Below are 25,515 nucleotides of genomic sequence, written 5' to 3' on the forward strand. Positions count from 1 at the left end.
GGCCGTCCCCCAGGGCTCACGGAGGCGTCAGGTGAGGGCTCTGACGATCAGATCGGCCACCATGTCGGGATCGATGTGGTGGCCGGTCAGCAGGCAGAGGTTCTCCTGGTAGAGCAGCACGGCGGCGAACGTCGCCGCCGCGGCCTCCAGCCGGGCGGCGTCGCCGCGGCCGCCCGGCAGGGTCAGCTCCAGCGCGAAGCCGGCGCGGCGGATGATCTCGGCGTTGAGGTGCCTGAGCCGCTCGCGCACCGAGGTGTGGGTGTCGGCCTCGCGGAACAGGATGCGCCGCATCGCCGGCGAGGCGCGCAGCGGCACCCGGCGGGCCAACCCGGCCAGCGCGCGGGCCGGGTCGCCGGGGACGTCCTCGGCGGGCCGGTCGCCGAGCTCTTCGATGCCGGTGCGCTCGTCGACCAGCGCCACCAGCACGTCGATCTTGCGCGGGAAGTAGTGGAAGACCAGACCCTTGGGCACGGCGGCCCGCTTGGCGATCTCGGCGGTGGCGGTGGCCTCGTAGCCGCCGGCGGCGAACAGCCCCTCGGCCGCGTCGAGGATGCGCGTGCGCGCGTCGGGCTCCCCTCCGGGGGCCCCGGACCGCCGGCGGGCGGTGCGGGACCACACGGAGGGTATGATCACGCGTTCACCCGGGCGCGGCCGCGGATCTGGCTGGCCGTCCACAGTGTGACGATAACCGTCGCGGCGCCCGCGATCCATGCCGTCCAGGCCGCGGCGGCCGAGCCGTCGAAGCCGAACGCCCACGGGGACACCACGAGCAGGGCGCCGAACGCGGCGGTCACCCAGGAGCTCGCGCCGCCGGCTCCGAGCAGCGCCCACAGCGCCGAGACCAGCAGCAGCGCGCCGAGCACGAGCAGGGGCTGGGCGGCGTTGGAGGCGCCGCCCGCCCAGAAGAAGGGCGCCAGGACCGCGGCCGCGCCAGCGAGGAACGCCACGAGGTCCGGCCATGCTCTGGACAGATCCATCTCGGTGCCTTTCGTCCTCAAAGGTGTCGTGGACCTCGACCATCGTCCTGATTGACCGCCCGGTCAATCGACGCCGCCGTTACCTTATGCTCACCGCCCGTCGCGGCACGTGGTGAGCATTTCGCCGACGCGGAACGCCCGGACACGCGACGAACGCCCCGCGGCGTCGCGGGGACGCGGCGGGTGCGGGGACGCGGCGAGTGCGCTCAGCCGAACGAGCGCACGCCGGCCATGGCGACCTCGATGCCGCGCCGTAGCGCGTCCAGCACCTCCGCCTGTGAACGGCCGATCGCGGCGCCCGCGAGGCCGGCGCCCTGGACGGCGCCCATCATGGCGCCGACCACCGCCCCGGCGCTCACCGGGTCGAGCTCGCCGGGGAAGGCCTTCAGCAGCTCCTCGGCAATGCGGCGCTGCAGGTCGAGCATCAGATGCAGCGCCTTGGCCTGGAGTGCGGGCACCGTCATGATCATGTGGGCGTACGCCTGCGACAGCTCGCGCTCGCGCTCCATCGGGGGGTCCTCGGCCACGTACCGGGCGATGGTCTCCTCGTAGACGCGCGCCAGCAGGTCGGGGATGCTCTCGCCCTCCCGCCGGGCCGCCAGGGTGTCGAGCAGGACGCGGGAGTGCCGCTCGGTGTGGGCGAACAGCACGTCCTCCTTGCTCGGGAAGTAGTTGAAGAACGTCTTGGTGGCCACGTCCGCCGCGGAGGTGATCTGCGCGACGGTGGTCTGCTCGTAGCCCTGTTCGGCGAAGAGCCTGAGCGCCGTCTCGGCGATCAGCTGCCGGGTCATGCGCTTCTTGCGCTCGCGCCGCGTCTCCTCCATGCGGATCAGCCTACACGTGACTCTTACATCTCTACTATTTTTACATCAGTTGTATCTTTATATTTGATGGTGTTACATGGAAACCGGCAGGAGGTCCGGCCTCCGTCCCGAAGGCCGGCAAGCGCCCGCGAAAGGATCGCGATGTCCCCGACCCCTCCCCCGGCCCCGCTCCCGATGGCCCGGCGCGCCGGTCGCCCGTTCGACCCGCCCGAAGAGCTCGCCCGGCTGCGCGCCGAGCACCCCATCAGCCCGATGGCCTATCCCGACGGCCACGTCGGCTGGCTGGTGACCGGCCACGCCCTGGTGCGCGCCGTCCTGGCCGACCCGCGCTTCAGCCATCGCTCCGAGCTGACGCACATCCCGCTGCCGGGGGCCGGTGTCGGCCAAAGGCCCCCGTCGGCGCCCCCGGGACAGTTCACCGCGATGGACCCGCCCGAGCACACCCGCTACCGCCACCTGCTCACCGGCCAGTTCACCGTGCGGCGGATGCGCGGCCTCACCGGGCGCATCGAGGCGATCACCGCCGAGCACCTGGAGGCGATGGAACGCCACGGCCCCCCGGTCGACCTGGTGGAGGCGTTCGCGCTGCCCATCCCCGGCCTGGTCATCTGCGAGCTGCTCGGCGTCCCGGTCGCCGAGCGAGGCCGCTTCCAGCGCGACATGACCCTGCTGCTCAGCCTGGACGCCACGCCCGAGCGAAAGGCGGCCGCCTACACGGCGATCCAGGAGTTCATGGGCGACCTGGTGCGGGCCAAGCGCGCCGATCCGACCGACGACCTGCTGGGCGGCCTGGCCGCGAGCGGCGACCTGACCGACGAGGAGCTGGCGAACATCGGCGGCACCCTGATGGGCGCCGGGTTCGAGACGACCGCCAACATGATCGCGCTCGGCGCCTGGGCGCTGATGAGCCACCCCGACCGGCTCGCGGCCCTGCGCGCCGACCCGGGCCTGGGCGACCAGGCCGTGGAGGAGCTGCTGCGCTATCTGAGCATCATCCCGGTCACGGTGCGGACCGCGCTGGAGGACGTCGAGCTGGGGGGACGGCTGGTCAAGGCCGGCCAGTCGGTCACCGTCTCGGTGCCGGCGGCCAACCGCGACCCCGCGCACTTCCCCGACCCGGACACCCTGGACCTGCGCCGGGTGACGGCGGGGCATGTGGCGTTCGGCCACGGCGTCCACCAGTGCCTCGGACAGCAGCTCGCCCGCGTGGAGATGCGGGTCGGCCTGCGCGCGCTGTTCGACCGGTTCCCCGGGCTGCGCCTGGCCGTCCCTCCCGAGGAGGTGCCGCTGCGCACCGACATGCTCATCTACGGCGTGCACCGCCTGCCGGTCACCTGGGATCCCGCCTGACCCCACGCCGGCGCCCTGCGGCGTCACGCCGCCGCGGCGGCCGCGGTCCTCAGGTCACAGGTGGCACGCCCGATGTCACGTCCGGCCCACCCCAGGCCATGCCACGCACCCGTTCACCGGAGCGGGCCGTGCCGCGCGCCCTCGGGCGCCTCGCGGCACGGCCCTACCCGGTTCGCGGCACGCCGTCAGCCGCTGCTCGAACTGCTGCTACTGCTGCTGGAGCTGCTGCTGGACCCGCCGCCGCCCCAGCGGCCGTCGTCGTCCCAGCCGCCGCCGGAGCCGCTGGAGCTGCTCGAGCTCGAACTGCTCGAACTGCTGGAGCCGGACCCGCCGCCTCTGCCGCCGCCCGAGCCGCTGCTGGAGCTCGAGCTGCTGGAACTGGAGCTGCTGGACCCGCTCGAACCGCCGCCCCTGCCACCGCTGGAACCGCTGGAACTGGAGCTGGAGCTGCTCGAACTGCTGGAGCTGGAGCCGCGCCTGTGCGAGTCGCCGCGGCACCACCGGCGCCGGCAGTCGTCGGTTAAGCCGGACGCCGCTCCCGGCGTGACGGTGGCCTGCCAGACCTGCGTGGTGGTGGCCGCGCTCGCCTGCTGGACGGGCATCGCGGCCGGGCCGATGAGGGTGGTGGCCACCACGGCGCCGGCGGCCAGAGCATGCTTGAGCATGAGAGATCACTCCGTGTCCTGCGTTTGCGCCCGGCGGGTTGCTCGGGCTGACGGAGCGCCGTGTCGGTTCCCGGGAAGATGTCGAGACGACGTCTTACCTGAGACCCACGCTAGATGAAGCGAATCTGGGCGGTCATCCCGTATAGCCCAAAGCCTCGGTCCGGGCTCAGCAAGCCGGCGCGGTGCGCGGGGGCGGTCGCGCCGTCCTGCGAACATGGACGAAATAGATCATTCTGGGCTACTTTGCCGGGCATGATGCTTCGATCCGTGCTCGGGATGATCACAGCCGTGTCGGCGGTCGTCATGGCGATGCCCGCCTCCGCGCAGGCGGTGTCCGGCGCCCCTTCGGACGACGGCGCCGTGCCCTCGGCCTCCGCGCCCTCCGCCGCTCCCGCCGCCGGCGGAGCGGTGTCCGCCTCGCGCGCGCCCGCCACCGCGGGGGTTCCCGGGACGGGCGACGCGGCGGCGGGACGGGTGAGCCTCGCCTGGGACCCGCGGCCCACCGGAACCGAGGGGCGCCTGCGCGGGTTGTCGCCGGTCAGCGGCCGCGTCGCGTGGGTGTCCGGCAGCCTCGGCACCGTGCTGCGCACCACCGACGGCGGGCGCGAATGGAGCCCGGTCGCCCCGCCCGGCACCGCCGACCTGCAGTTCCGCGACATCGAAGCGTTCGACGCGCGCACCGCCGTGGTGCTGTCGATCGGCGAGGGCGACGCCTCGCGCGTCTACCGCACCGAGGACGGCGGGCGCACCTGGGCCGAGACCTTCCGCAACGACGAGCCGCGCGCCTTCTACGACTGCATGGCCTTCTTCGACCACAGGCACGGCCTGGCGATGAGCGACCCGGTCGACGGCAGGTTCCGCATCCTGTCCACCGACGACGGCGGCCGCAGCTGGCGCGTTCTGCCCTCCGCCGGCATGCCCGAGGCGCTGCCCGGCGAGGCCGGCTTCGCGGCGAGCGGACAGTGCCTGGTGACCGCCGGAGGCCGCGACGTGTGGCTCGCCACCGGCGGAGGCGCACGCTCGCGCGTGTTCCACTCCCGCGACCGCGGCCTCACCTGGACGGTGGCCGACACCCCCATCCCTGCGGGCGACCCGGCGCGCGGAGTGTTCGCGCTCGCCTTCCGCGACCCCCGGCACGGCATCGCGGTCGGCGGCGACTTCCAGCCGGGACTGCCCTCCCCCGACGCCGCCGCCATGACCGGCGACGGAGGAGCGACGTGGCGCGAGGCGTCCGCTCCGCCGCAGGGCTACCGCTCGGGCGTCGCCTGGCTGCCGCACCTTCCCTGGGCCGCCATCGCGGTCGGGCCCACCGGCAGCGACGTCACCTTCTCCGCCGGCGACCGCTGGCAGAACTTCGACGGCGGCTCCTACGACACCGTGGCCTGCGCCCCCGACCTGGCCTGCTGGGCGTCAGGCGAGCAGGGCCGCGTCGCCCGCCTCACCCTTCGAGGTGTCCCCTCCGGAACCGCCCGCCGGTAGCGGCCGGTCCATCGGAACGTGCGCCGGTCGGACCGCGCGACGGTACAGGTGGGTGTCGTTGAGGCGGGGCGCCGGCATCAGCAGGCGGTGTCGGCGGCCGGCAGCTCACCGGTGACGAGGTAACGGGCGACCGTGGCGTTGAGGCACTGGTCGCCGTAATGGGGGAACGGGGCGTGGGTCTGGGCGTCGATCGTGACCAGGCGTGATCCGCGGATGCGCGCGGCGACGGCCCTGCTCACCGACGCCGGCACCGCCACGTCCCGCAGGGCCGCCACGACCAGGGCGGCCGGCGCGCGGTCGCGGTCGAGTCGCACCGGCTCGTCCTTGGCGGGCGGCCAGAACGCGCAGGGGTTGATATCGGCGTTGCCCGGCCCGAACAGCGGGTGACGCGCCCGATAAGCGGCGATGTCGCGCAGGTAAACGCGCGGGTCGCGCGGCCAGGGGGCGTCGGCGCAGCGGTAGGCGGTGTTGGTGGCCGTGTGGTGGTCGGCGGGCACACCGCGCACGCCCTCCGGTGGCGCGGGACGGATGGGGAACGGGACGAACGGCTCCCGTCCGGCGGCGACGGCGGCGAAGGCCGCGGCGACCATGCCGAAGGCCCGCTCGTCGTAGATCCCGGCCACCAGCAGGGCGCCCAGCTCGCCGCCGGTCCAGGCGTGGCCGGCGATGACGATGGGCGCCCGGGTGGCCCGGTCGAGGATGCCGGTGAGCGTGGCGTGCGCCTTCGCGGTGGTCTCCCCCAGGCCGTATTCGGCGTGCCGCGCGGCGACCCAGGCGGCGAAGGCCACCGTGCCCTCCTCGAACGCCGGGGTGCGGCTCAGCTCGAACGGCCGCCAGATCGTGTCGGCGTTCACCGGGCTGTCCAGGACGAACCGGTCAACGCGGTGCGGGAACAGCGTGCCGTAGACGGCGCCGAGCAGCCCCGCGTAGGAGCCGCCCAGGTAGGAGATCTTCTCCTCGCCGAGGGCCGCACGGATGAGGTCCATGTCGCGGGCGGCGTTCGCGGTGGTGGCGTGCGGCAGGGCCCAGCCGGAGACGCGCACGCAGTCCTCGGCGTACCGCCGGGCCTCGGCCGCCTCGGCGAGGAAGCGTCCGGGTGTCGCGGGCCGCACCCAGAACCCGCCCGGCTCCTCCTCGGGCCGCCCGCAGCCGATGGGTGTGCTGCGCTCGACGAACCTCATGTCGAATCCGACCAGGTCGTAGCGGGCGCGGACGTCGGCGGGCAACGCGGGGGCGAGGCTCGCGGGCAGCGGAACGCCCGGCCCTCCCGGCCCGCCGCCGGTGGTGAGCAGCACCCCCCGGCGCCGCTCCGGGTCGGTGGCGGGCAGCCGGGAGATCACGATGGAGATTTTGGGGCCGGACGGGCGGCGGTGGTCGAGGGGGACGGTGACCCGGGCGCACCGCAGGTCCGGCGCGCTCACTCCGGCGCACGCCTCCCACCGCAGCCCCGGGCCTGCGACGGCTACGGCGGTGCCAGGGGCGACGACGGCGGAGACCGCGAGGGCCGCCGCGACGACCGGTGCGAGCGCGGTGACCGGCACTGCACGGGCCAGACGCCCGAACCCGCCCCGCCCGCGGGCCGCACGGGCCAGGGCCACGCTCGCACCGTCCCGCTCTTCCTCGACCGGCACGGCCGCGGCCTCACCTCCGGCGCCCTGCCTGTGGGCTTGCGCCGCGGAGGCCGGGGGCGGGTGCCGCGGTGCGCGCGCCGTGCAAGGCAGGTGCGCGCCGTCCGGGGAGTTGCCCGTGATCTCCGTCATGTTGCCGGTCTCCGTTCTTCGGTCGCGGGCCGACACGGTGACGGTCTCGCCGGGTGCGAGGCCGGTCAGGGGCGGCGAGGGGCGGCGAGTGACGCCGAGCGGGCCTGCGAGGCACATCGGCTTGCCGGTGCGCGCGGTGGCGGCCTGACCGGGCCGCCGGCGTGCCGGCGGCCCTGACTTCAGTGTGCCGTTCGTGCCTGGACCACCTTGCTCTCAGGCGGGCCGAGGTAGCTGGGCAGGACGCCGCCGGTGTTCACCACCAGCCGCTGCACCACCACGGTCGGGTCGACCATCCAGAACTTCAGGACATGCACTCCTGGCGTGCTGATCGTGTGGGTGGTCGCGGTCACGTTGGCGTTGTCGGAGGTGTTGCGCTCCCACTGCCGGTTCATCGTCGTGTCGTTCGCGCCGGTCGCCTTGGTGACGTTCACGGTCTGCGGCGCCTGGTCGTCGAACGACACGGCGTACTTCAGCCCGTCGGTCGGCAGGACGTTGTTCCTCGGCGACAGGTACGCCGAGACCGTGACCGGGCCGGTGGTGAACACGGTCATCGTGTACTCCAGACGCGGGCCGTCCCCCCCTGGCGTGCGGCTCGCCGCGGTGACCGGCCAGGGCGTCACACCGTCTCCGGTCTTGCCGATGCCCGGGATGCGCTTCCAGGTGACGCCGGGCGCGCCGACCGCCCTGGTGTGGTCGGCCGCCTCGGCCGCGACGTACCCGCCGGCCTCGACGAAGCCCCTGACCCGCGAGGGCGGCGTCGCGGGGTTGTCCACGACCGCCGTGACCACCACGCTCTCGCCCGCGCCCGTGACGGTGATGGGCACCTCGGTCCTGCCCTTGGGCGCCCGTGACCAGTCGACGCGCACGGTCACGCGCACCTGCTCGCCGACCTCTCCCGACCTCGGCGTGACGCTCACCCACGGCACCGACGGCTTGACGGTGTAGCCGAAGGGGGTCGTGCCGCGGTTGAACACCTCGATGTACTGCTGCGGCGAGGACTGGTACGGGCTGAACGCCGGCAGGACGGCCGGGGCCCGCTCGGCCGGCCACCACTTGTCCGAGCCGTCGACCGCGACGCCGAGGTCGGCCGCCGCCGGCACCTCGATGCGCTGCAGGTGCGGGTAGAAGGCGTCCGGCAGGGCGACGTTGTCCTTCTCGGGCTGCTGCCAGGGAGCGTTCGGTCCGTACCTCTCGATGTCGCCGTAGCCGATCTTCGGCTGGAGCTGGAAGCCGTCCCACTTCCCACCGGCCAGGGTCTTGTTGTAGTACTGCGACATCGCCTGGTCCTCGTCGAACCTGGCCTGGGCCAGGTCGGCGAGGTCGTTGGTGGCGGCGCGCCCCTGCCTGGCGTACAGGATGCCGGTGAACTGCGCCCTGCGCAGCGCGTACAGATTGGCCGTCGCCCTCACCTGGTAGTAGACGAGCTGGTAGTAGGCGTCGTCGTACCCGGCGGGCAGGGCCTCGCGTATCTTCTCCGCCTTGGCGGCCAGGGCCTGCCACTCGGCGGTGACCCGGTCCATCTCCTGGTAGGCCGTCAGGCTGAAGGGGGTGTCCTTGTCGTCGTAGACGATGGCCGAGGAGTCGGTGGCCGGGTCCTTGGCGGGGTCGAGGCCGATGCGGCGGTTCAGCAGCTCGGGCTTGCGCCGTGACTGCAGGCGGCCGTACGCGCTCAGCACCTCGGCGATGGCCCGCGCCTGCTCGGGCCCGAAGTTCTGCGCGGCGTACCCCCGCTCCCAGTCGTCCAGCCGGTCCAGCGTCAGGCCGGAGGGGTCCCAGGCGTAGTCGAGGAAGAGCTGCAGCGGCTGCTCCTCGTTCTTCATGTCGCCGACGTTGACCACCCACAGCCGGTCCACGCCGTAGGTGTAGGCGAGGTTGAGCTGCTCCCAGGTGTTGGCAAGGTTGACGGTGTCGGCCCACTTGTAGTTGCGGCCGCCGCCGACGTAGTCGAAGTGGTAGTACATGCCGTAGCCGCCGCTGCGCCTGGGGAGCGCCTGGTCGGGCAGCTTGCGCATGTTGCCCCAGTTGTCGTCGCAGAAGACGACGGTGACGTCGTCCGGCGGGCGAAGCCCCTGGTCCCAGTAGCGCTGGACCTCCTTGTAGAGGGTCTGCACCTGCGGGATGGACGTCACGGGCTCACCGCTCTCCTTGGCCAGGATCTCGCGCTGGGCGGCCAGAATGCTCTGCATCAGCTCGATGCCGTCGCCGTCGGGCAGGCCGACGTCGCCGTTGCCGCGCATGCCGAGGGTGACGACGCCCTCGAAGTCCTGCTCCTTCATGCGGCGGATGCCGTCGGCCCAGTACTTCTTGATGGCCTCGCCGTTGCGGCGGAAACTCCACTCGCCGGTGCCGCCGTAGGGGTCGTGGCCGGGCACGGTGATGTTGCCCGCGCTGTCGCGCTGGGCGGCGACGGCGTGCCGGTTCCACTCCTCGATGCCGCGCATCATCGGCGCCTCGTGCGAGGTACCCATCACGACGCCGTAGGCGGTGGCCGTCTTGTGGTTGTCCGGGTCGTCCTCGGCGAAGGCCCGTCCCCAGACCGCCGGCCACAGGTAGTTGGCCTTCAGCCGCAGCATGACCTCGAAGACCTTGGCGAAGAACTTGCTGTTGAAGCCGCCCGGGTAGCCCGCGGCCAGGCCGGGGCCGAAGTGGCGGGGCGCCCAGGTGCCGAGCGCGGGGTTCTCGTCGTTGATGAAGAAGCCGCGGTACTTGACCTTCGGCGTGCCCTGGCTGTGCCGGCCGGGCAGGACGTACAGCGCGTCGTGGTGGCGGGCCGGCACGTCGTCCCACCAGTACCACGGGGAGACGCCGATGCGCCTGGAGACGTCGTAGGCGCCGTAGATGGTGCCGCGCTGGTCGCTGCCGGCGATGACGAAGGCGCGGCGCACGCCCGGCAGCGGGTCGGCGACGACCTGCTCCAGGGAGGTCTCCCACTTGCCGGCGATGCCGCTCACGTCGAGCTTGCCCTTGGAGACCAGCCCGTCGATGAGCGGACTCCTGCCGATGGTGCCGACGAGCACCACGTCGCCCCGGGGCGCCTGGTCCGTGGAGACGGCGGGCCTGACGCCGGTGACCCGCTCGATGTCGGCCCGCAGGTCGCCGACGACGCGGGTCACGCCGGCGTGATCGCTCCCGCTGACGACGATGGGCGCCGCCTTGCCCGACGCGACGAGGGGGAAGCGCCCGGCTCCGCCGGTGAAGGCGATGTAGGAGCCGGGGTCGGCGGGCTCGTGCCGGGCCGTCGCGGCCGTCGCCGTCGCGGCCGCGGGCGCCGACACGGCGGCCCCGGTGGCGATGACGGCCAGCGACAGCAGAATCCGGAGCGGCCTCCATGGTCCGCGCCTTTTCGTATGAGGGGGAGCTGCGGCGTGCCTTCTCATTCTGGGATCTCCCTGAGGGGGCGGAACGGCGCGGATGACGGAAATTTGCTCCCGTATTACGAAAGTTTCGGTAATCCCCAAAAACAACCGGATGTTAACGAGCCCCATACAGGTGGTCAACCGTTCCGATAGTGCAGGCCGACAAGCCGGACCGCACACGAAGCGGCCGGTGAAACTTTCACCATGAATGTGCTCTCTGATTGCGGATCTGGGCACCGCTTCGATCACTTGGGCGTCGTTGGCGCTCCTGGTCGCCGCCTGCGTAGCCGTGATCGGCGGTAAGAAGCACGCCTTCCCCAAGGGTGCCTGAAGCAGATGGCCACGGGCCCCAAGGACCACTCCGGCACCCGCTTCATGCACGGGTGAGCAGGCCGGCGAGCGTGGTCTGAAGGATCTCTCCGTACATGGTGGCGAAGTCCACCCGGGAGCCCGCGAGCCGGGGGTCGGCCGTGGCCTCGACGACGGTCGGGGTCGGGTTGCTGAACGGCCACAGGCCCACCAGTGAGACGACGGCGTATCGCGTCAACGTGAGCGCGTCGTCCGCGGTGAGGGCCGGCACCCGGTCCCTGACCAGCTGCGCCAGCCTGGTGCGGCGTTCCAGGTCGACGAGTTTGTAGATGCGTACGGTGTCGGCGGAGACGTTCCGCTCCAGGACGCTCGGCAGCAGGCTCCACAGTTGGCACAGGACCGGCCGGGCGGCGAGGGAGTCGGCCCAGGCCCGCATCACCCGGTCGGGCTCGCAGGGCGGCTCCGGCCACTCGTCCGCCAGTGCGTCGAGCCAGGACAGCAGCAGCCTGTTGAGCAGCCCGAGGAAGACGCCCTCGCGGCTCTCGAAATAACGCACCACATGCGTCTTGGACACGCCCAGCCGGCGTCCGAGTTCCCGGAGGCTGATCTCCTCCGCCGGCATCTCGGCCAGCAGCGCCTCCGCGGCGTCCAGGATCTCCTGCCGGCGCAGTTCTCGGTGCTCGGGCCGTCTGGCCCGCTGGAAGGCCGGCACCTCCACGTCGTCCATCGAACCTCCTCGCGCCGCGGATCATGGCAGCTCCAGAGTAGCGGTCCACCGGACACTTGATTAGGTGTCCAGTGGACCGCTACAGTCTTAAGGGTCCATTGGACACCTATCTGGGAGGGAAGTCTCGTGATCACTTATGACAGGCTGTACATCGGGGGACAGTGGGTCGCCCCGGCCGGAGGCGACGCTCTGGAGGTGCGCTCGCCACACGACCGGTCGCTGGTCGGGACCGCGCCGCACGCCGTCTCCGCCGACGTCGACAGGGCGGTCGCCGCCGCGCGGCGGGCGTTCGAGGAGGGGCCCTGGCCTCGGATGAGCCCGCAGGAGCGGAGCGCCGTCGTGGAGCGGTTCTCCAAGCTGTACGCCGCACGCGCCGAGGAGTTCGCGGCCCTGGTCACCTCCGAGAACGGCTCGCCGCTGTGGTTCACCCGCTGGACGCACCAGTCAGCTGTTCCCGAGCAGACGGACGCGTATCTGCGCGCCGCCGCGGCCCTCGGCTGGGAGGAGCAGGTGGGCGCCGTGGGCGAGGCCACGACACGGCTGCGCCGCGAACCCGTGGGCGTGGTGGCCGCGGTGATCCCGTGGAACGCGCCCCACCAGTCGGCCCTGGTCAAGCTAGTGCCCGCGCTGCTCGCCGGCTGCACGGTGATTCTGAAGGCCTCGCCCGAGACGGCGTTGGACGCCCTGGCCCTCGCCGAGGTCTTCGACGAGGCAGGCCTCCCCGAGGGTGTGGTGAGCATCCTGCCCGCGGGTCGCGAGACGAGCGAGTACCTGGTCGCCCACCCCGGCGTCGACAAGATCGCCTTCACCGGCTCCACCGCGGCCGGCCGGCGCATCGCCTCCGTCGCCGGGGAGCAGCTCAAGAGGGTCAGCCTGGAGCTGGGCGGCAAGTCCGCCTCGATCATCCTTGAGGACGCCGACCTGACGGCGGTCGTGGCAGGCCTTAGGGCCCTGTCGCTGGGCAACAACGCCGAGAACTGCGTGGCCCACACCCGGATCCTCGCCCCGCGCAGCCGCTATGAGGAGGTCGTCGGCGCGCTCACCGCCATGGTGGAGGGGATCCGCGTCGGCGATCCCGCGGACCCGGAGACCTTCATCGGGCCCATGGTCCGCGCTGACCAACTGCAGCGGGTGCGCTCCTACATCGAACTCGGCGTCGCCGAAGGCGCCCGGATGGTCACCGGCGGCCCGGAGACGCCCGAGGGCCTGGAGGGCGGGTACTACGTCCGTCCGACGTTGTTCGCCGACGTCGACAGCAGCATGCGGATCGCCCGCGAGGAGATCTTCGGTCCCGTCCTGGTCGTCATCCCGTTCGACGATGAGGACGACGCCGTCCGCATCGCCAACGACTCCGAGTACGGCCTCGGCGGCGGCGTGTGGACCGCCGACCGGGACCACGGCGTCGAGGTCGCCCGCAGGATCCGAACCGGATGGATGACCGTCAACGGAGCCACCCCGACCTTCGACGGCGCCTTCGGCGGCTACAAGAGCAGCGGCATCGGCCGCGAGTTCGGCGCCGCGGGCCTCGCCCAATACATCGAGTACAAGACCATCGCCGTCTAGGAGGACCGTCGTGCAGGAAGCCCGCATCACCCTCGGACACACCGACATCTCCATCCGGCCGATCGGCCTGGGCTGCATGGGAATGTCCCAGTTCTACGGCGACGCCGACGAGGAGGAGTCCGTCGCCACGATCCACGCCGCCATCGACGCCGGCATCGACTTCTTCGACACCTCCGACATCTACGGCGCGGCCAGTGCGGCCACCGGCCAGCCCCAGAAGGGCTTCGGGCACAACGAGGAGCTGCTGGGCCGCGCCGTACGCGGTGTGCGCGACGAGGTCGTCCTGGCGACGAAGTTCGGCGCCCGGCTCGCCCCGGAGGGCGGGGTGGCCTTGGACGGACGCCCCGAGTATGTGGCCGCCGCCTGCGACGCCAGCCTGCGCCGCCTCGGCGTCGACCACATCGACCTCTACTACATCCACCGCCTCGACCCCACCGTGCCGATCGAGGACACGGTCGGCGCCATGGCCGACCTGGTGACCGCGGGCAAGGTGCGCGCCATCGGGCTCAGCGCGGTCGGGCCGGACATACTTCACCGGGCGGCCGCGGTGGCGCCGATCTCGGCTCTCCAGAGTGAGTACTCGCTCTGGGCCCGCGAGGTGGAGCGGGAGGTGCTTCCCACCTGCCGTGAGCTGGGCATCACCTTCGTCCCGTACAGCCCCCTGGGGCGAGCCGCGCTCGCCGGCCGCTTCACCAGCGGCACCTCGTTTTCCGGCGATGACTTCCGCTCCACTCTGCCCAAGTTCCAGGAAGAGAACTTCGCGGAGAACCTCCGCCTCGTCGAGGGGCTGAAGGCGTTCGCCGACGAGCAGGGACACGCCCCTGGGCAGATCGCCCTGGCCTGGCTGCTTGCCCAGCCGTACGACATCGCGCCCATACCCGGCACGAAGCGGGCGGCGTACGCACGCCAGAACGCCGCCGCGACGGCCGTGCCGCTGAGCGCGGACGACCTCGCCTTCCTTACGGCCCTGTTCGACCCCGCGCGGGTGCGTGGCGGGCAGTACGGCGAGCTCAACGTCCGCCCCCAGCACTGATTTGCGCATTCCGACCCTCACAAACGACAAGCGATCGAGGAACCACCATGACCGACGACCAGCAGGAACCCGGCTACGCGGCCGCACTCGACACGGCCGCGCGGCTGCTCGGCAGGCGGCTGGAGCCGTTCCTGGAACCCGGCCCAGGCGAGCCGGCCAACGCGGCGGACTTCACACGCCTGGCCACACTGCACACCTTCGGGGACGCATGGCCACGTACCGACGTTCTCGACACCCGCACCCGCGCCCTCATCTCCGTGACGATCGCCGCCACCCTGGGCACGCTCGAACCGCTGCGCGGACAGCTCCGCATCGCACTCGGCAACGGAGTCACTCCACAAGAGATCGTCGAGGCGTTCATCCACATCGAGGCGTACGCCGGCGCCGCCCGGGCCTTCGACAGCTATCAGATCGCCCGGCAGGTCTTCCAGGAGATCCACGCAGCCGAACAGCCCCGGTGAGAGCCGCGCGCAGTGGTCACCCAGGCCAACCTCAGGTGGCCAGGGTGCTGCTCGCGAAGAGGTTCTCCATGACCGCCGGGGCCGCAGGCCCTGGACCTGCCCATCGTGTCCAAGAACACCGAGAACATCCGCTCCAAGCTCAAACGCCTGGTCAGCCGCGGCATCCTCATCGAGACCGAGCCCGGCTTGTTCGCCCAGCCCCGCCCCTAGCCCAGCAGCCACCCCGCTGACCAGCCCGCCTCTTCCAAACCCAACGCCGGAAGGGGCATCAACTCACAAACCGACCTCTCATCACCGCACACGACTGATGCCGACGCCGCTGGACGCCCGTCGCCGCCCCGGCCGGTGCGCGAGGGCGCCGTCCTGGCCCGCGACCAGGGGTGGCGTGTGGGCGCGGGCCGACGCCGATTTCGCCCGCGAGTCCGCTCCGGCCCGCCGAGGGAAGACCGCTATTGTGAGTTAGAGCCGTACGAATCGGTTCACTCGACTTCAATCATCGCGTAATCGGGTCGAACCACCTTCTCTGGCACGATCTCCGCAACGACCGTCGGCGGCACGAAGGAAAGAGACCGATGGGCATCATCTCGCGCGGCTTCCGCGGCCGGCCCAGGGACGAGGGCGTCAAGCTCCCGCCCGGCCAGTACCTCACGCACGACTTCCCGGTGCTGTCGGCCGGGCCCACCCCGCGCATCCCACTGGACCGCTGGGAGTTCACGATCGACACCGAGGCGGGGCACTCCCACCGCTGGAGCTGGGAGCAACTGCTCGGCCTGCCGGCCGAGACGCCCACCGTCGACCTGCACTGCGTCACCAAGTGGTCCAAGCTCGGCACCGCGTGGAAGGGCGTGTCGCTCGACGTGCTGATGGAGGACGTCGAGACCACCGCCGAGTACGCGCTGGTCCACTCCTACGGCGGCTACACCACCAACCTGCCGGTGGAGGACCTGCTCGACGGCCAGGCATGGATCACCTACCAATACGACGGGGAGGAGCTCGCGCCCGCGCACGGCGGCCCCGCCCGGCTGCTGGTCCCGCACCTGTACCTGTGGAAGTCGGCCAAGTGGGTGCGCGGCATCCGGCTGCTCAACGACGACTGGCCCGGCTTCTGGGAGACCGCCGGCTACCACAACTACGGCGACCCGTGGCGCGAGCAGCGCTACCAGGGCGATTGAACACCCGCCGGCTGACGTGGCGGGCCGCGCGGCTGGTCGGCTCCCGCGCCGAGACCGACGCCGCGCGCACGCTGGTCTTCAAGATCCCCGGCTGGCCCGGCCATCTGCCCGGCCAGCACGTGGACGTGCGGCTGACCGCCGATGACGGCTACAGCACCCAGCGCAGCTACTCGGTGGCCTCCGCCTCCGACGGCGACCTCGTCGAGCTGACCGTGCAGAACGTCCCCGGCGGTGAGGTCTCGCCCTACCTCGCCGAGGTCCTGGAGGTGGGCGACGAGGTGGAGATACGCGGACCGGTGGGCGGCTGGTTCGTGTGGCGCCCCACCGGCGTGGAGCCGGTGCTGCTGGTCGCGGGCGGGTCGGGCATCGTGCCGCTGATGGCGATGATCCGCGCGCGCCGGCAGGCGGGGAGCCGGACGCCCTTCCGCCTGGTCTACTCGGTGCGCGAGCCGCGCCAGCGCTTCTACGCCGATGAACTGCGCCACGCCGGCCCAGGCGACGCCGGGCTCGACGTCGCCTACCTGTACACGCGGTCCGCCCCGGACGGCTGGCCCCGCGCGGCGGGGCGGCTCATGGCGGCCGACCTCGGCGCCCACGGCTGGCCGGCCGGGCTCGCGCCCGACTGCTACGTCTGCGGGCCCACGGGGTTCGTCGAGACGGCCGCCGACATCCTGCTCGCCCTCGGCCACGATCCCCGCAAGATCAGGACCGAACGCTTCGGCCCCACCGGAGGCTGACATGACCCGACCGATCGAAGACGCCTACCAGGACGGCAACGCCCTGGCCGGCCCGCTGCGCGAGATCTTCGCCGTCGACGTGACCGCCGCCGACGGCCGGTGCGCGGGCTGCGGGCTCGCCGGCCCGCTCGCGTCCCTGCGGGTGTACGGGCCCGGCCCGGGCTGGGTGGCCCGCTGCCCCGGGTGCGAAGAGGTCGTCCTACGCCTGGTGCGCGGCCCCGATGCCGCCTGGCTGGACATGCGCGGCACCGTGAGCCTGCGCATCCCGCTGCCCGCCGATCCGCAGGGGACCGCGGGCCCCTGATCCGCGCGAAGCGAGGGCTCACGACGCGCCCGATCAAACACCTGTTCTAGAAACCTGGCGTCCAGGTCTTCCGGAACCGGTGCCGTGGACGGAATACTGACCGTCGGTAACCATTCCGTCCACACCGAAAGGCATCGCGATGACCGTCCTTCTGGCCCTTGGAACCGCGAAGGGGCTGTTCCTGGCCCGCAGTGACGACGACCGCGCGTCGTGGGACGTCACCGGCCCCCACTTCCCCATGACCGGCGTTTACGGTGTGTGCGTGGACAAGCGGGGGCCGGTCCCGCGCCTGCTGGCGGGGGTCAGCAGCTCCCATTACGGGCCGAGCGTCGCCTACAGCGACGACCTGGGCGCCACATGGCACGAGCCCGACCGCCCGCCGGTGGCCTTCCCGCAGGACACCGGCACGGCGCTCGAACGCGTCTGGCAACTGGTCCCCGACCCCTTCCGCCCCGGGCGCGTCTACGCCGGCACGCAGCCCTCGGCCCTTTTCGTCTCCGACGACGGCGGGATGACGTTCGAGCTCGTGCGCTCCCTGTGGGATCACCCGCACCGTCCGCAGTGGCAGGCAGGCTTCGGCGGGCAGGCCATCCACACGATCCTCCCCCACCCCGGCGACCCGTCCTCGCTGCTGGTCGCGATGTCCACCGGCGGCGTCTACCGCAGCGCCGACGGCGGTGGCTCCTGGGCGCCGGCCAACTCCGGCATCCAGGCCACCTTCCAGCCCGACCGTTTCCCCGAGTTCGGCCAGTGCGTGCACAAGGTCGGCAGGGACGCCGGCGACCCCGACCGCCTGTACGCGCAGAACCACCACGGGGTCTACCGCTCCGACGACGGCGGGGCGCACTGGGAGTCCATCGCCGAGGGCCTGCCGAGCGACTTCGGCTTCACCATCGTCACCCACCCGCACCGGCCCGACGTCGTCTACAACTTCCCGCTCGTCGCCGACGCGATGCGCTTCCCGCCCGAGGAGCGCTGCCGCGTCTACCGCTCGCAGGACGCCGGCAAGAGCTGGGAGGCGCTGTCCGACGGCCTGCCGTCCGAGCCGTTCTACCCGGCCGTGCTGCGCGACGCCATGTGCACCGACGACGCCGACCCCGCGGGCGTCTACTTCGGCACCCGGTCAGGCGAGGTCTACGCCAGCCCCGACGAGGGCGACTCATGGGCGCTGGTCGCCTCCCACCTTCCCGATGTGCTCTGCGTCCGGGCAGCGGTGGTCTGACCGATGGCGGTAACCGTTCTAGTGCCCTCCACGCTGCGCGGCGAGGTCGACGGCGTCAAGGCGCTCAGCGTGGACGCCACGGGCACGCTGCGCGCGGTGCTGGACGAGGTGGGCCGGCGCTGGCCCCGCCTCGAACGGCGGGTGCGCGACGAGCAGGGCGCTCTGCGGCGTTACATGAACGTCTACATCGACGGGGTCGACTGCCGCTCCATCGGCGGCTCGGATGCCCCTGTGCCCGGTGAGGCGGAAGTCCACCTCCTCCCCAGCGTCGCAGGCGGCTGACCTCACGCAGGCCGGCACCCGGCCGGCCCCTGCACGGTCATCCTCCATGCCAGTCCCGGACGGCTGCTCTCTTGCAGTAGACGACGGCCGACCTCGGTCCGGCGCGCACGGCTGGCCGGCGCAGACGGGTGAGGTCTGGCGGTGGCGGCTGAGGTCTGGCGGTGGCAGAGGGGTGCCCTGGCAAGGGCGGGATGCCGGTGTCCGAAAACGGCCGGCCGTCGGCTGACCTCGGACCGGAGCGGGCGGCTGACGTCTGGTAGCGGCGGAAGGGCGCCCCTGGCAAGGGCGGGATGCCGATGTCCGGAAACGGCGATGCGGCCGGAGCCGTGTGGGCTCCGGCCGCATCAGGATCACGGCTCTGGTGGGGCTCAGCCCCAGGGAGTGTTGCCAGTCTTGTCGGGGGTCAGGCTCAACCCCACCACCGAAGTCAGAGTGTCGATGAGGGTTTGAGGTGAGGCGGTGGTCCCGACGTACTCGCTCATTGCGCTGACCCCTCGTCCATGGCGGTTCTGGCGTTGTGCCGTCCCGCCGTCGCACTAGTGAAGCTATTCGCGCCCGCTATTCACTCCCTATCGGTACGCTTCTCATGCAGGAAAACAGGCTCATGCAGCAGGTTGTCGCCCCCTATTCGAAGTATTCCGATATTTCAGGATGGTTTCCCCTGACTCATATCGGTAACACCATCACCGCCATTCCGGTCAACCCGATACCGCCACGAAACATTGTTCCGGTGACGGTGGAATATCCCTCGGTCAAGTGACCCTGGACCACCCCCGAGACAAGGCCGGCCACCGGAAGGTGAAAGGCCGACGAGCCGGTACCCGCCGACCGCACCTGCGGCAGGCACCGGCTCGCCGGGCGACACGCCGGTCCGGATCCGGCGCCACGGGCCCGGCCCCGAAGGGCCGGGCCACCGGGCGGCGGCTCCTGAACCGGCAGCTCAGGATGGTCGCGATCACTCAGACGGGCACGTACGTCCCCGCTCCTCGTCCTCGGACCGCCCATGGCGATGCGGAGCGGTTCGTCCGACGGCCCTCACTGCTGATCACGGCGCCGGGTGCACCAGCATGTGGACGCGGAGGAGGAATCTCCGTCGGCCGCGGAAGGTCCAGGGCATCCGACGCAGCCCATGCCGCGCACGCAGACGCCGGGCCGGCGCGGCACGGGGCGTGCCGTGGAAGCGGTGCGACCCCCACGTGCGGCGGCCTCCCGTCGCGCCTCGGCGATCTCCTCCTCCCAGAGGGCCACGTGCTGCTCCCACAGGTAGGTGTGATCGCCGAGGGAGACATGCCGGGACGCCTCCGGCCGGGGCGTTTCCCCGTCACCCGGTTCCGCCGGGGCGGACCGGTCCCGGTGTGAGGTCACGTCCTCTCCGCGCCACGACCGTCGCCGGTCATCGGAGTACGCCTCCCCCGCCACCGGACGGTCTTCGTGGCCGGGAGCGCCATTGCCCGGCCACGAAGAACCACCCTGCCCCGGGACCACGTTCTGCGGCGCCGGACGGTCCGAAGAACCCGGCACGTCATGCCCTGCCCACGGACGACTCTCGCCCGGGAACCCGTCCTTGGGCACCGCCTGCTCCCCAAGACCGAATGCGCCACCACCCGGCCCTGGACGACCGCTCTCGCCCGGGAACACATCCCTCGGCCCCGGCTGTCCTCCGAGGCCGGGGGCGCCATCGCCCGACCGCGGACGACGACTCTCCCCCGGGAACCCGTCCTTGGACCCCGCCTGCTCCCGAAGACCGAATGCGCCACCACCCGGCCCTGGACGACCGCTCTCGCCCGGGAACTCGTCCTTGGGCACCGGCTGTCCTCCGAGGCCGGGGGCGCCATCGCCCGGCCACGGACGACGACTCTCGCCCGGGAACTCGTCTTTGGGCACCGGCTGCTCTCCGAGGCCGAATGCGCCGTTACTCGGCCGCGGCCGACCGTCCTCACCTGGGAACGCTTTCCTCGGGGTCGAGGGCCGCCTCGGCGAGGGGCCGTCCTGACCGCGGCGGGAAGGCCGGCTCGGGTCCGGGAACACCTCGCCGGGCGCGGAGAAGATCCCGGGCCGGAACGCGTCCTGGTCGGGACGTGGCAGCCGGCGCCGGTCGGCAGCGGCCTCGTCGTTCCCGCCCGGCGGGAGATGGTCGTCATCCGGGGTGGGGTGATGTGTCCACTCGGTCGGGTCCTGCTCCCACCAAGGCGGTTCCTCTTCCCAGCGCTCGTGGTGGTCGTCGCGTGGAGACATGGTCATCCTCATCGGTTGCGCGGAAGATTCGGACCGCCGGCTCGCCCGCCGCGCGGCGCCGGCCCGCCGTCCCGGACGGGGACGGAGGGCCGGGCCCGCGCGGCGGGCCGGGCGGTCTAGGGCCACCAGGCGAGTCCCAGGAGGAAGGACCTGCCGGAGCCGGGGGGCTCCTGGCGATGGTCGTCCTCGCCGGCCGGCCGATCGGCGTGCGCGTCGTTGTCGGCGGACGGCTCAGGCCGCCGCCTGTCTTCTTCTTCACCCCTGCCGCGATCCGGCCCCGGAGAACCCGCGGCCGGACCATCCGGGTCCGCCGCACGTTCTTCCTCACCGAAGCCACTCGGATCCCGCGGGGAGAGCCCCTCACCCGGAACCGGCTCCGTACGACGAGTGCCGGGGGCCGCAGGACGGCCTGCCCCGTTGGGGGTGGGGTGGTCCCGATCGGCGGGGTTGGGCGGGGGACGTTGGAAGGGCCCGCCGCCGGGCGGCTCCGGGGGGCGTGGGAGCACGCCGCGGGCCGCCCCTGGAGGGTCCTGATGGAACGGTTCCTCTCCGGGCTCGCCCGGGTCCCGGTGAAGGACCACCTCGTCCTGGTCCCGCGGGCCGCCGCCGTTCCCCGGAGGGGGGACAGGGGCGGAAGGGTGACCCAGGCGGTCGCGCGGCTCGCCCGCCTGGGGTTCGCCCTCAGCGCCGCCGTTCCCCGAACGGGGGACGGAGGCGGAAGAGTGACCCAGGCGGTCGCGCGGCTCGCCCGCCTGGGGGTCATCGTCGGCGCGACCGCGGTCGTCGCCGTATCGGGGATTCGTGCTCTCGTCCATGCCCATGGTGACCTTCGGTACCGGCGTCCTGTCGTCTGATGCTGCGCTGGTGGGGGCCGCCGCTCTCACGTGCGGCGGGAAGGGCCGTCAGGCGAAGAGCTTGTCCAGCCAGTCCTGCCAGGCCTGCTCGACCTTCCTCGGGTCGACCTTGTCGGTGAAGATGTGGTGCGCCACCACGACCGTGTCTTGCTGGCCCCGGATGAACCGGTACAACCCATCGCCGGTCCGCACTCCCAGGAAGTCCGGCGCCACATAATCGGCCACCCCCTCGATCGGCGCGAAGCCCTCCGGCGTCAACCGCACCCGATCGCCCTGAACGACCTTCCCCGACAATCCCAGACCACGCTCCAGCACCGACCACACCGGCTCCACCCCGCCGCCACCCGGCCGCGCCGCGAACACCACCAGCGCGAACTGACCGGGAAAATGCGTCAGATACTGATCCAGCGTGTGCAGATACATGTCCCAGCCGCGCTCCAACGCCTCCACCTCCGCCTGCCATCCATCACCCAGAACACCGCTCTGCACGAGCCGCAGCACCGTTCCGCCCTGTTCGCGCCCCTCGATCAGGAACTCGAAGGCCATGAACGTGCCGTCCTCGCCCTCGGCTCCCCGGAACTCGAACCGCCTCCCCGGCTCCCACGCCGTCACCGTCGCCTCCACCGGGAAGTCACCGAAGAACTGCACCGCCTTGCCGCCCACCCACGGCTCGACCTCGTTGCGGCCCAGGAACCAGGAGTTCAACCCCGGCCCGCTGGCCACCGCCTCCCACACCTGCTCGGCGCTCGCCCGCAGCTCGATCTTCTTGCGCACTTCGAACGGATGCGTCATCACGGGGTCCCTTCAGGCTCGAGGTCTGTCTCACTTGGCACGTAGGGGTGCATCGCCACGATCAGGCGGTGTACGCGGCCGCCATCGGCCGACTCGTCGTGGTATTCGCCGGCCAGGGCCGTGACCGCCTCGGCCAGCCGGGTGGCGAACGCGGCACGGTCGGCGGCCGAGGCGAAACGCACCTCACCGTCGATGGTGAAGGTCGGCACCCGCCTGCGGGCCTTGGCCGCGGCGACGACGAGTCTTCCCACGTCGCGCACGAGCCGCGAGGCGACGGCGAGCAGCCAGCGCGCCGAGAGCGCGTCCGGCGAGCGCGCCGGATCGGGCGCCACCGCCGCCAGTGCCACCGGCGAGATGACGTAGGAGGCCGCCGTGGCCCGCATCACCCGTTCGGTCACATTGCCCTTGCGCCGCTCCTCCGCCAGCTCGACCAGGCCGTGCCGCTCCAGCGCCTTGAGGTGGTAGTTCACCTTCTGGCGCGGCAGTCCGACCCGCCCGGCCAGCGTCGCGGCCGAAGCGGGTTCGGCCAGCTCGGCCAGCAGCCGGGCCCGCACCGGGTCCAGCGAGACCTGGGCCGCCGCCGCATCTTCGATCACCGCAACTTCGAACATGACACAACGGTCTCACCGACAAACGAAGTTGTCAAGACTGTCTAAGTTGTCGGATCGCGGGGGCGATGGCGAAACGGACTCGAGCGTCCCGCATTGGGTAGAGGTGGGTGATGTTCATCTTGTTCGGGCTCCGCACGACCATCCACCCGCTCGGCACGCTCCGCTCCGCCTGCCGGGTCTGCGGCACCGTGGCGGCCCAGATGCTGTCAGAACGGGTGACCCGCTTCAGCCTGTTCTTCGTCCCGCTGTTCCGGCTGCGCACCAGGTACGCGGCGCAGTGCACGGCGTGCGGCGCGACGTACGGCCTGTCGCGGCAGGAGGCGACCCGCTCGGCCATCCTGTGACGCGGCGCGACGCGCGGCCGGTTTCCCGTGGCGGCGGTCGCGGAATGCTCACGCCATGACCGTCGAGCACACCTCCCCGGCCGCGATGCTGGCCGTGGCGCTGGAAGAGGCCAGGAAGGGGTTCGCCGAGGGCGGGGTCCCCGTCGGCGCGGCGCTGTTCGGACCGGACGGGCGGCTGCTCGGCCGGGGCCGCAACCGCCGGGTGCAGGACGGCGACCCGTCGGTCCACGGCGAGACCGCCGCCTTCCGCGACGCCGGCCGGCAGCGCACCTACCACGGGACCACCATGGTGACGACGCTGTCACCCTGCTGGTACTGCAGCGGCCTGATCCGGCAGTTCGGCATCACCGGCCTGGTCGTCGGCGAGAGCCGCACGTTCACCGGTCAGCACGAGTGGCTGGCCCGCCACGGCGTCCACGTGGTCGTGCTCGACTCCGCCGAATGCGCCGAGCTGATGACGGCGTTCATCGGCGAGCACCCGGAGCTGTGGTACGAGGACATCGGCCAGGACACCTGACCCCTCCGCCGGCGGAAGGATCAGGCCGGCGAGCACGGCCCGGCGTCGCGGCGTCCCGGCTCCGAGACCGCGTCGCGGCCGTACGGTGCCGGCAGGCGACGGGGAGGCCGGGACTCAGGCGTCGCGGGAGGCGGTGGCCTGCCTGGCGGGGACCGCGGACGCGGCCGGGGCGGCGACGACCGGTGCGCCGACGGGCGCGGCGGGCCCGTCGGTGACGGGCAGGTGGATGATGAAGCGGCTCCCGCCGGTGTAGGCGAGGTCCAGCTCGATGCGCCCGCCGTGGTAGGCGGCGATCTTGCGGCAGATCGCGAGCCCGATGCCGGTGCCCTCGTAGGCGTCGCGGGTGTGCAGCCGCTGGAAGATCAGGAAGATCTTGTCGGCGTACTTGGGCTCGATGCCGATGCCGTTGTCGGTCACCGTGATGCGCCACTCGTCGCCGCCCTGCTCGCCGCCGCCCTGCTCGCCTTCGACCCGCTCGGCGTCGACCCGCACGACGGGGGCGCGATCGGGATGGCGGAACTTCAGCGCGTTGCCGATGAGGTTCTGCCAGAGCATCACCAGTTGGGTGCGGTCGCCGGTGATCTCCGGTAGCTCGCCCACCTCGACGGTGCCGCCGGTGTCCTCGACCCGGACCGCGAGGTTGCGCACGGCCAGCTCCACGGTCTCGCTGAGCTTCAGCCGCGTGAACTCGACGTTCAGTCTGCCGATGCGTGAGAAGGTCAGCAGCTCGTTGATGAGCGTCTGCATGCGCTTGGCGCCGTCGACGGCGAAGCCGATGTACTGCTTGGCCCGCTCGTCCAGCCGGTCGCCGTAGCGCTGCTCCAGCATCTGGGTGAAGCTCGCGATCTTGCGCAGCGGCTCCTGCAGGTCGTGACTGGCGACGTAGGCGAACTGCTCGAGCTCGCCGTTGGAGCGCCGCAGCTCCTCCGTCTGCCGCTCGAGCATCTCGCGCGACTGGCGGGTCTCCTCCAGCTCCGTCACGATGCGCACCCGCATCGCCTCGATGTCCAGGGCCAGTTCGGCGACGTCGGAGGGGCCGCCGGTGTCGACGTGGTGGCCGAAGTCGCCCGCCGTGACCCGCCGCGACGCGGCGCGCAGGCGCTCCAGCGGCCGGAAGACCACCAGCCGGAGCAGCACCGCGAGCGCGATGATGGTGAGCAGGAAGAAGACGATGATGCCGCTGAAGCTGACGTTTCTGACCGTGCGCGCGGAGCTCAGCTCGGCGCGGGCGGCCTGACGGGTCCGCAGCCACGCGGCGTCCTGCGCGTCGAGCGCGGACCGCAGGGTGTCGAACGCGCGGCGGCCCGCCTCGGTGCGCTCGGCCGACACCTTGTCGAACCCGTCGCGCCGGACGCTGGCGATCAGCGGCTCGGCGTAGCGGGCGCGCCACTCGGCGCTCAGCCGCTCGACCTCGGTCAGCTCGTGCAACGGCGGCGCGCCGGGCGCGAGCCCGCGCACGGCCGCGGCCGTCCGCCGCTCGGCGGCCTGCCCGGCGACGTAGGGCCCGAGGAAGTCCTCCTTGCCGGTGAGCAGGAAGCCGCGGACGCCGGTCTCCTGGTCGACGAGCGCGGTCCTGATGCGCTCGGACTCGATGCGCGCCGGGGAGATCACGTCGGTCAGGCGGTTGGAGACCTCCGTCGTGTGACGCAGGACGACCGAGCCCGCCAATGCGGACAGCGCCAGCAGGACGACCATGACGACCAGCACCAAGGCGAACCACGCCTGGGCGCTCCAGCGAGCTCTCATAGGGTGCCCGAAACGACCCTGACGATGGCGGACATGCAAGGCATCGTAGCTTTCCCCCAGCGTGCTCCGGACCGTACGTCCCCGCGCCGCGCGTCTGTCGTCACAGCGGGCATGGAGACCGGTCCGGCCGGGCCGCGCGGCCGTGGGGCCCGGTGGAATAACCGGTACGGTGACGACGCTTAGGTCGTTGAAACT

The 25,515-nt window shown here is 72.0% G+C and carries 24 protein-coding genes; 14 read left to right on the plus strand and 10 right to left on the minus strand.

The window, feature by feature from the left end; all coding sequences use genetic code 11:
- Nucleotides 1-27: 27 nt before the first annotated feature.
- The 3 genes from ACFQSB_RS27650 to ACFQSB_RS27660 form a co-directional block, all read right to left on the minus strand.
- Nucleotides 28-633, minus strand: coding sequence for a TetR/AcrR family transcriptional regulator (locus ACFQSB_RS27650; protein WP_354835539.1), 606 nt, complete (start codon nucleotides 631-633; stop codon nucleotides 28-30).
- Nucleotides 630-977, minus strand: a complete 348-nt coding sequence (locus ACFQSB_RS27655; protein WP_380829828.1) for an SPW repeat domain-containing protein — start codon at nucleotides 975-977, stop codon at nucleotides 630-632. The genes ACFQSB_RS27650 and ACFQSB_RS27655 overlap by 4 nt, the downstream gene beginning before the upstream one ends.
- Before the next feature lie 206 nt (nucleotides 978-1,183).
- The gene (locus ACFQSB_RS27660) at nucleotides 1,184-1,801 is read right to left on the minus strand and encodes a TetR family transcriptional regulator (protein WP_354928250.1); all 618 of its coding nucleotides are present in this window, start codon (nucleotides 1,799-1,801) and stop codon (nucleotides 1,184-1,186) included.
- Between the two features lie 141 nt (nucleotides 1,802-1,942).
- On the opposite strand from ACFQSB_RS27660, the gene ACFQSB_RS27665 reads away from it, so the two are divergent.
- Nucleotides 1,943-3,151, plus strand: a complete 1,209-nt coding sequence (locus ACFQSB_RS27665) for a cytochrome P450 (protein WP_380829829.1) — start codon at nucleotides 1,943-1,945, stop codon at nucleotides 3,149-3,151.
- Between the two features lie 207 nt (nucleotides 3,152-3,358).
- Here the strand turns inward: ACFQSB_RS27665 and ACFQSB_RS27670 are convergent, their stop codons facing one another.
- Nucleotides 3,359-3,649: a hypothetical protein gene (locus ACFQSB_RS27670; RefSeq protein WP_380829831.1), complete on the minus strand. Its 291-nt coding sequence runs from the start codon at nucleotides 3,647-3,649 to the stop codon at nucleotides 3,359-3,361.
- Between the two features lie 419 nt (nucleotides 3,650-4,068).
- Here ACFQSB_RS27670 and ACFQSB_RS27675 point away from each other — a divergent pair, with 419 nt between their 5' ends.
- Nucleotides 4,069-5,295, plus strand: a complete 1,227-nt coding sequence (locus ACFQSB_RS27675) for a beta propeller repeat protein (RefSeq protein ID WP_380829832.1) — start codon at nucleotides 4,069-4,071, stop codon at nucleotides 5,293-5,295.
- Between the two features lie 77 nt (nucleotides 5,296-5,372).
- On the opposite strand, the gene ACFQSB_RS27680 is transcribed toward ACFQSB_RS27675, so the two are convergent.
- The 3 genes from ACFQSB_RS27680 to ACFQSB_RS27690 all read right to left on the minus strand — a co-directional run bounded on the left by ACFQSB_RS27680 (nucleotide 5,373) and on the right by ACFQSB_RS27690 (nucleotide 11,447).
- Nucleotides 5,373-7,055 (minus strand): alpha/beta fold hydrolase, encoded by a 1,683-nt coding sequence (locus tag ACFQSB_RS27680; RefSeq protein ID WP_380829834.1) that lies wholly within the window; start codon nucleotides 7,053-7,055, stop codon nucleotides 5,373-5,375.
- 179 nt (nucleotides 7,056-7,234) lie between these two features.
- On the minus strand, nucleotides 7,235-10,330 hold the full coding sequence (locus ACFQSB_RS27685) for a glycosyl hydrolase 115 family protein (RefSeq protein WP_380829835.1): 3,096 nt from the start codon (nucleotides 10,328-10,330) through the stop codon (nucleotides 7,235-7,237).
- A gap of 454 nt (nucleotides 10,331-10,784) precedes the next feature.
- A complete protein-coding gene (locus ACFQSB_RS27690; protein WP_380829837.1) occupies nucleotides 10,785-11,447 on the minus strand; it encodes a TetR/AcrR family transcriptional regulator in 663 nt (220 codons plus the stop codon).
- Between the two features lie 126 nt (nucleotides 11,448-11,573).
- Here ACFQSB_RS27690 and ACFQSB_RS27695 point away from each other — a divergent pair, with 126 nt between their 5' ends.
- From ACFQSB_RS27695 to ACFQSB_RS27740, 10 genes are all read left to right on the plus strand, one after another.
- The gene (locus ACFQSB_RS27695) at nucleotides 11,574-13,010 is read left to right on the plus strand and encodes an aldehyde dehydrogenase (RefSeq protein ID WP_380829838.1); all 1,437 of its coding nucleotides are present in this window, start codon (nucleotides 11,574-11,576) and stop codon (nucleotides 13,008-13,010) included.
- Between the two features lie 10 nt (nucleotides 13,011-13,020).
- The gene (locus ACFQSB_RS27700; protein WP_380829839.1) at nucleotides 13,021-14,043 is read left to right on the plus strand and encodes an aldo/keto reductase; all 1,023 of its coding nucleotides are present in this window, start codon (nucleotides 13,021-13,023) and stop codon (nucleotides 14,041-14,043) included.
- 47 nt (nucleotides 14,044-14,090) lie between these two features.
- Nucleotides 14,091-14,504, plus strand: a complete 414-nt coding sequence (locus ACFQSB_RS27705; protein WP_380829840.1) for a carboxymuconolactone decarboxylase family protein — start codon at nucleotides 14,091-14,093, stop codon at nucleotides 14,502-14,504.
- A gap of 572 nt (nucleotides 14,505-15,076) precedes the next feature.
- Complete coding sequence (locus ACFQSB_RS27710) at nucleotides 15,077-15,676, plus strand: molybdopterin-dependent oxidoreductase (RefSeq protein ID WP_380829841.1); 600 nt, start codon at nucleotides 15,077-15,079, stop codon at nucleotides 15,674-15,676.
- Nucleotides 15,673-16,413, plus strand: coding sequence for a ferredoxin reductase (locus tag ACFQSB_RS27715; RefSeq protein ID WP_380829842.1), 741 nt, complete (start codon nucleotides 15,673-15,675; stop codon nucleotides 16,411-16,413). The genes ACFQSB_RS27710 and ACFQSB_RS27715 overlap by 4 nt, the downstream gene beginning before the upstream one ends.
- Before the next feature lies 1 nt (nucleotide 16,414).
- A complete protein-coding gene (locus ACFQSB_RS27720; protein ID WP_380829843.1) occupies nucleotides 16,415-16,717 on the plus strand; it encodes a DUF6510 family protein in 303 nt (100 codons plus the stop codon).
- A gap of 139 nt (nucleotides 16,718-16,856) precedes the next feature.
- Nucleotides 16,857-17,939: a WD40/YVTN/BNR-like repeat-containing protein gene (locus ACFQSB_RS27725; protein WP_380829844.1), complete on the plus strand. Its 1,083-nt coding sequence runs from the start codon at nucleotides 16,857-16,859 to the stop codon at nucleotides 17,937-17,939.
- Between the two features lie 3 nt (nucleotides 17,940-17,942).
- Nucleotides 17,943-18,221 (plus strand): MoaD/ThiS family protein, encoded by a 279-nt coding sequence (locus ACFQSB_RS27730; RefSeq protein WP_354928219.1) that lies wholly within the window; start codon nucleotides 17,943-17,945, stop codon nucleotides 18,219-18,221.
- Between the two features lie 604 nt (nucleotides 18,222-18,825).
- Nucleotides 18,826-18,981: a hypothetical protein gene (locus ACFQSB_RS27735; RefSeq protein ID WP_380829845.1), complete on the plus strand. Its 156-nt coding sequence runs from the start codon at nucleotides 18,826-18,828 to the stop codon at nucleotides 18,979-18,981.
- A 2,008-nt stretch (nucleotides 18,982-20,989) separates the two neighbouring features.
- On the plus strand, nucleotides 20,990-21,310 hold the full coding sequence (locus tag ACFQSB_RS27740) for a hypothetical protein (RefSeq protein WP_380829846.1): 321 nt from the start codon (nucleotides 20,990-20,992) through the stop codon (nucleotides 21,308-21,310).
- Between the two features lie 48 nt (nucleotides 21,311-21,358).
- On the opposite strand, the gene ACFQSB_RS27745 is transcribed toward ACFQSB_RS27740, so the two are convergent.
- Together ACFQSB_RS27745 and ACFQSB_RS27750 are read right to left on the minus strand one after the other, a co-directional pair.
- The gene (locus ACFQSB_RS27745) at nucleotides 21,359-22,102 is read right to left on the minus strand and encodes an SRPBCC family protein (RefSeq protein ID WP_380829847.1); all 744 of its coding nucleotides are present in this window, start codon (nucleotides 22,100-22,102) and stop codon (nucleotides 21,359-21,361) included.
- Nucleotides 22,102-22,713: an ArsR/SmtB family transcription factor gene (locus ACFQSB_RS27750; protein ID WP_354928213.1), complete on the minus strand. Its 612-nt coding sequence runs from the start codon at nucleotides 22,711-22,713 to the stop codon at nucleotides 22,102-22,104. Before ACFQSB_RS27750 ends, ACFQSB_RS27745 begins: the two co-directional genes overlap by 1 nt.
- A 110-nt stretch (nucleotides 22,714-22,823) precedes the next feature.
- Here ACFQSB_RS27750 and ACFQSB_RS27755 point away from each other — a divergent pair, with 110 nt between their 5' ends.
- Together ACFQSB_RS27755 and ACFQSB_RS27760 are read left to right on the plus strand one after the other, a co-directional pair.
- Entirely contained in the window at nucleotides 22,824-23,057 is a 234-nt protein-coding gene (locus ACFQSB_RS27755) for a zinc-ribbon domain-containing protein (RefSeq protein ID WP_354835572.1), read from the plus strand.
- Nucleotides 23,058-23,112: 55 nt separating this feature from the next.
- Nucleotides 23,113-23,574, plus strand: a complete 462-nt coding sequence (locus tag ACFQSB_RS27760; RefSeq protein ID WP_380829848.1) for a nucleoside deaminase — start codon at nucleotides 23,113-23,115, stop codon at nucleotides 23,572-23,574.
- Nucleotides 23,575-23,688: 114 nt separating this feature from the next.
- Here ACFQSB_RS27760 and ACFQSB_RS27765 read toward each other — a convergent pair whose 3' ends face one another.
- Nucleotides 23,689-25,320, minus strand: a complete 1,632-nt coding sequence (locus ACFQSB_RS27765; protein ID WP_380829849.1) for a sensor histidine kinase — start codon at nucleotides 25,318-25,320, stop codon at nucleotides 23,689-23,691.
- Nucleotides 25,321-25,515 lie beyond the last annotated feature (195 nt).

The sequence above is a fragment of the Sphaerisporangium rhizosphaerae genome (assembly GCF_042665155.1).
Taxonomy (GTDB): Bacteria; Actinomycetota; Actinomycetes; order Streptosporangiales; family Streptosporangiaceae; genus Sphaerisporangium; species Sphaerisporangium rhizosphaerae.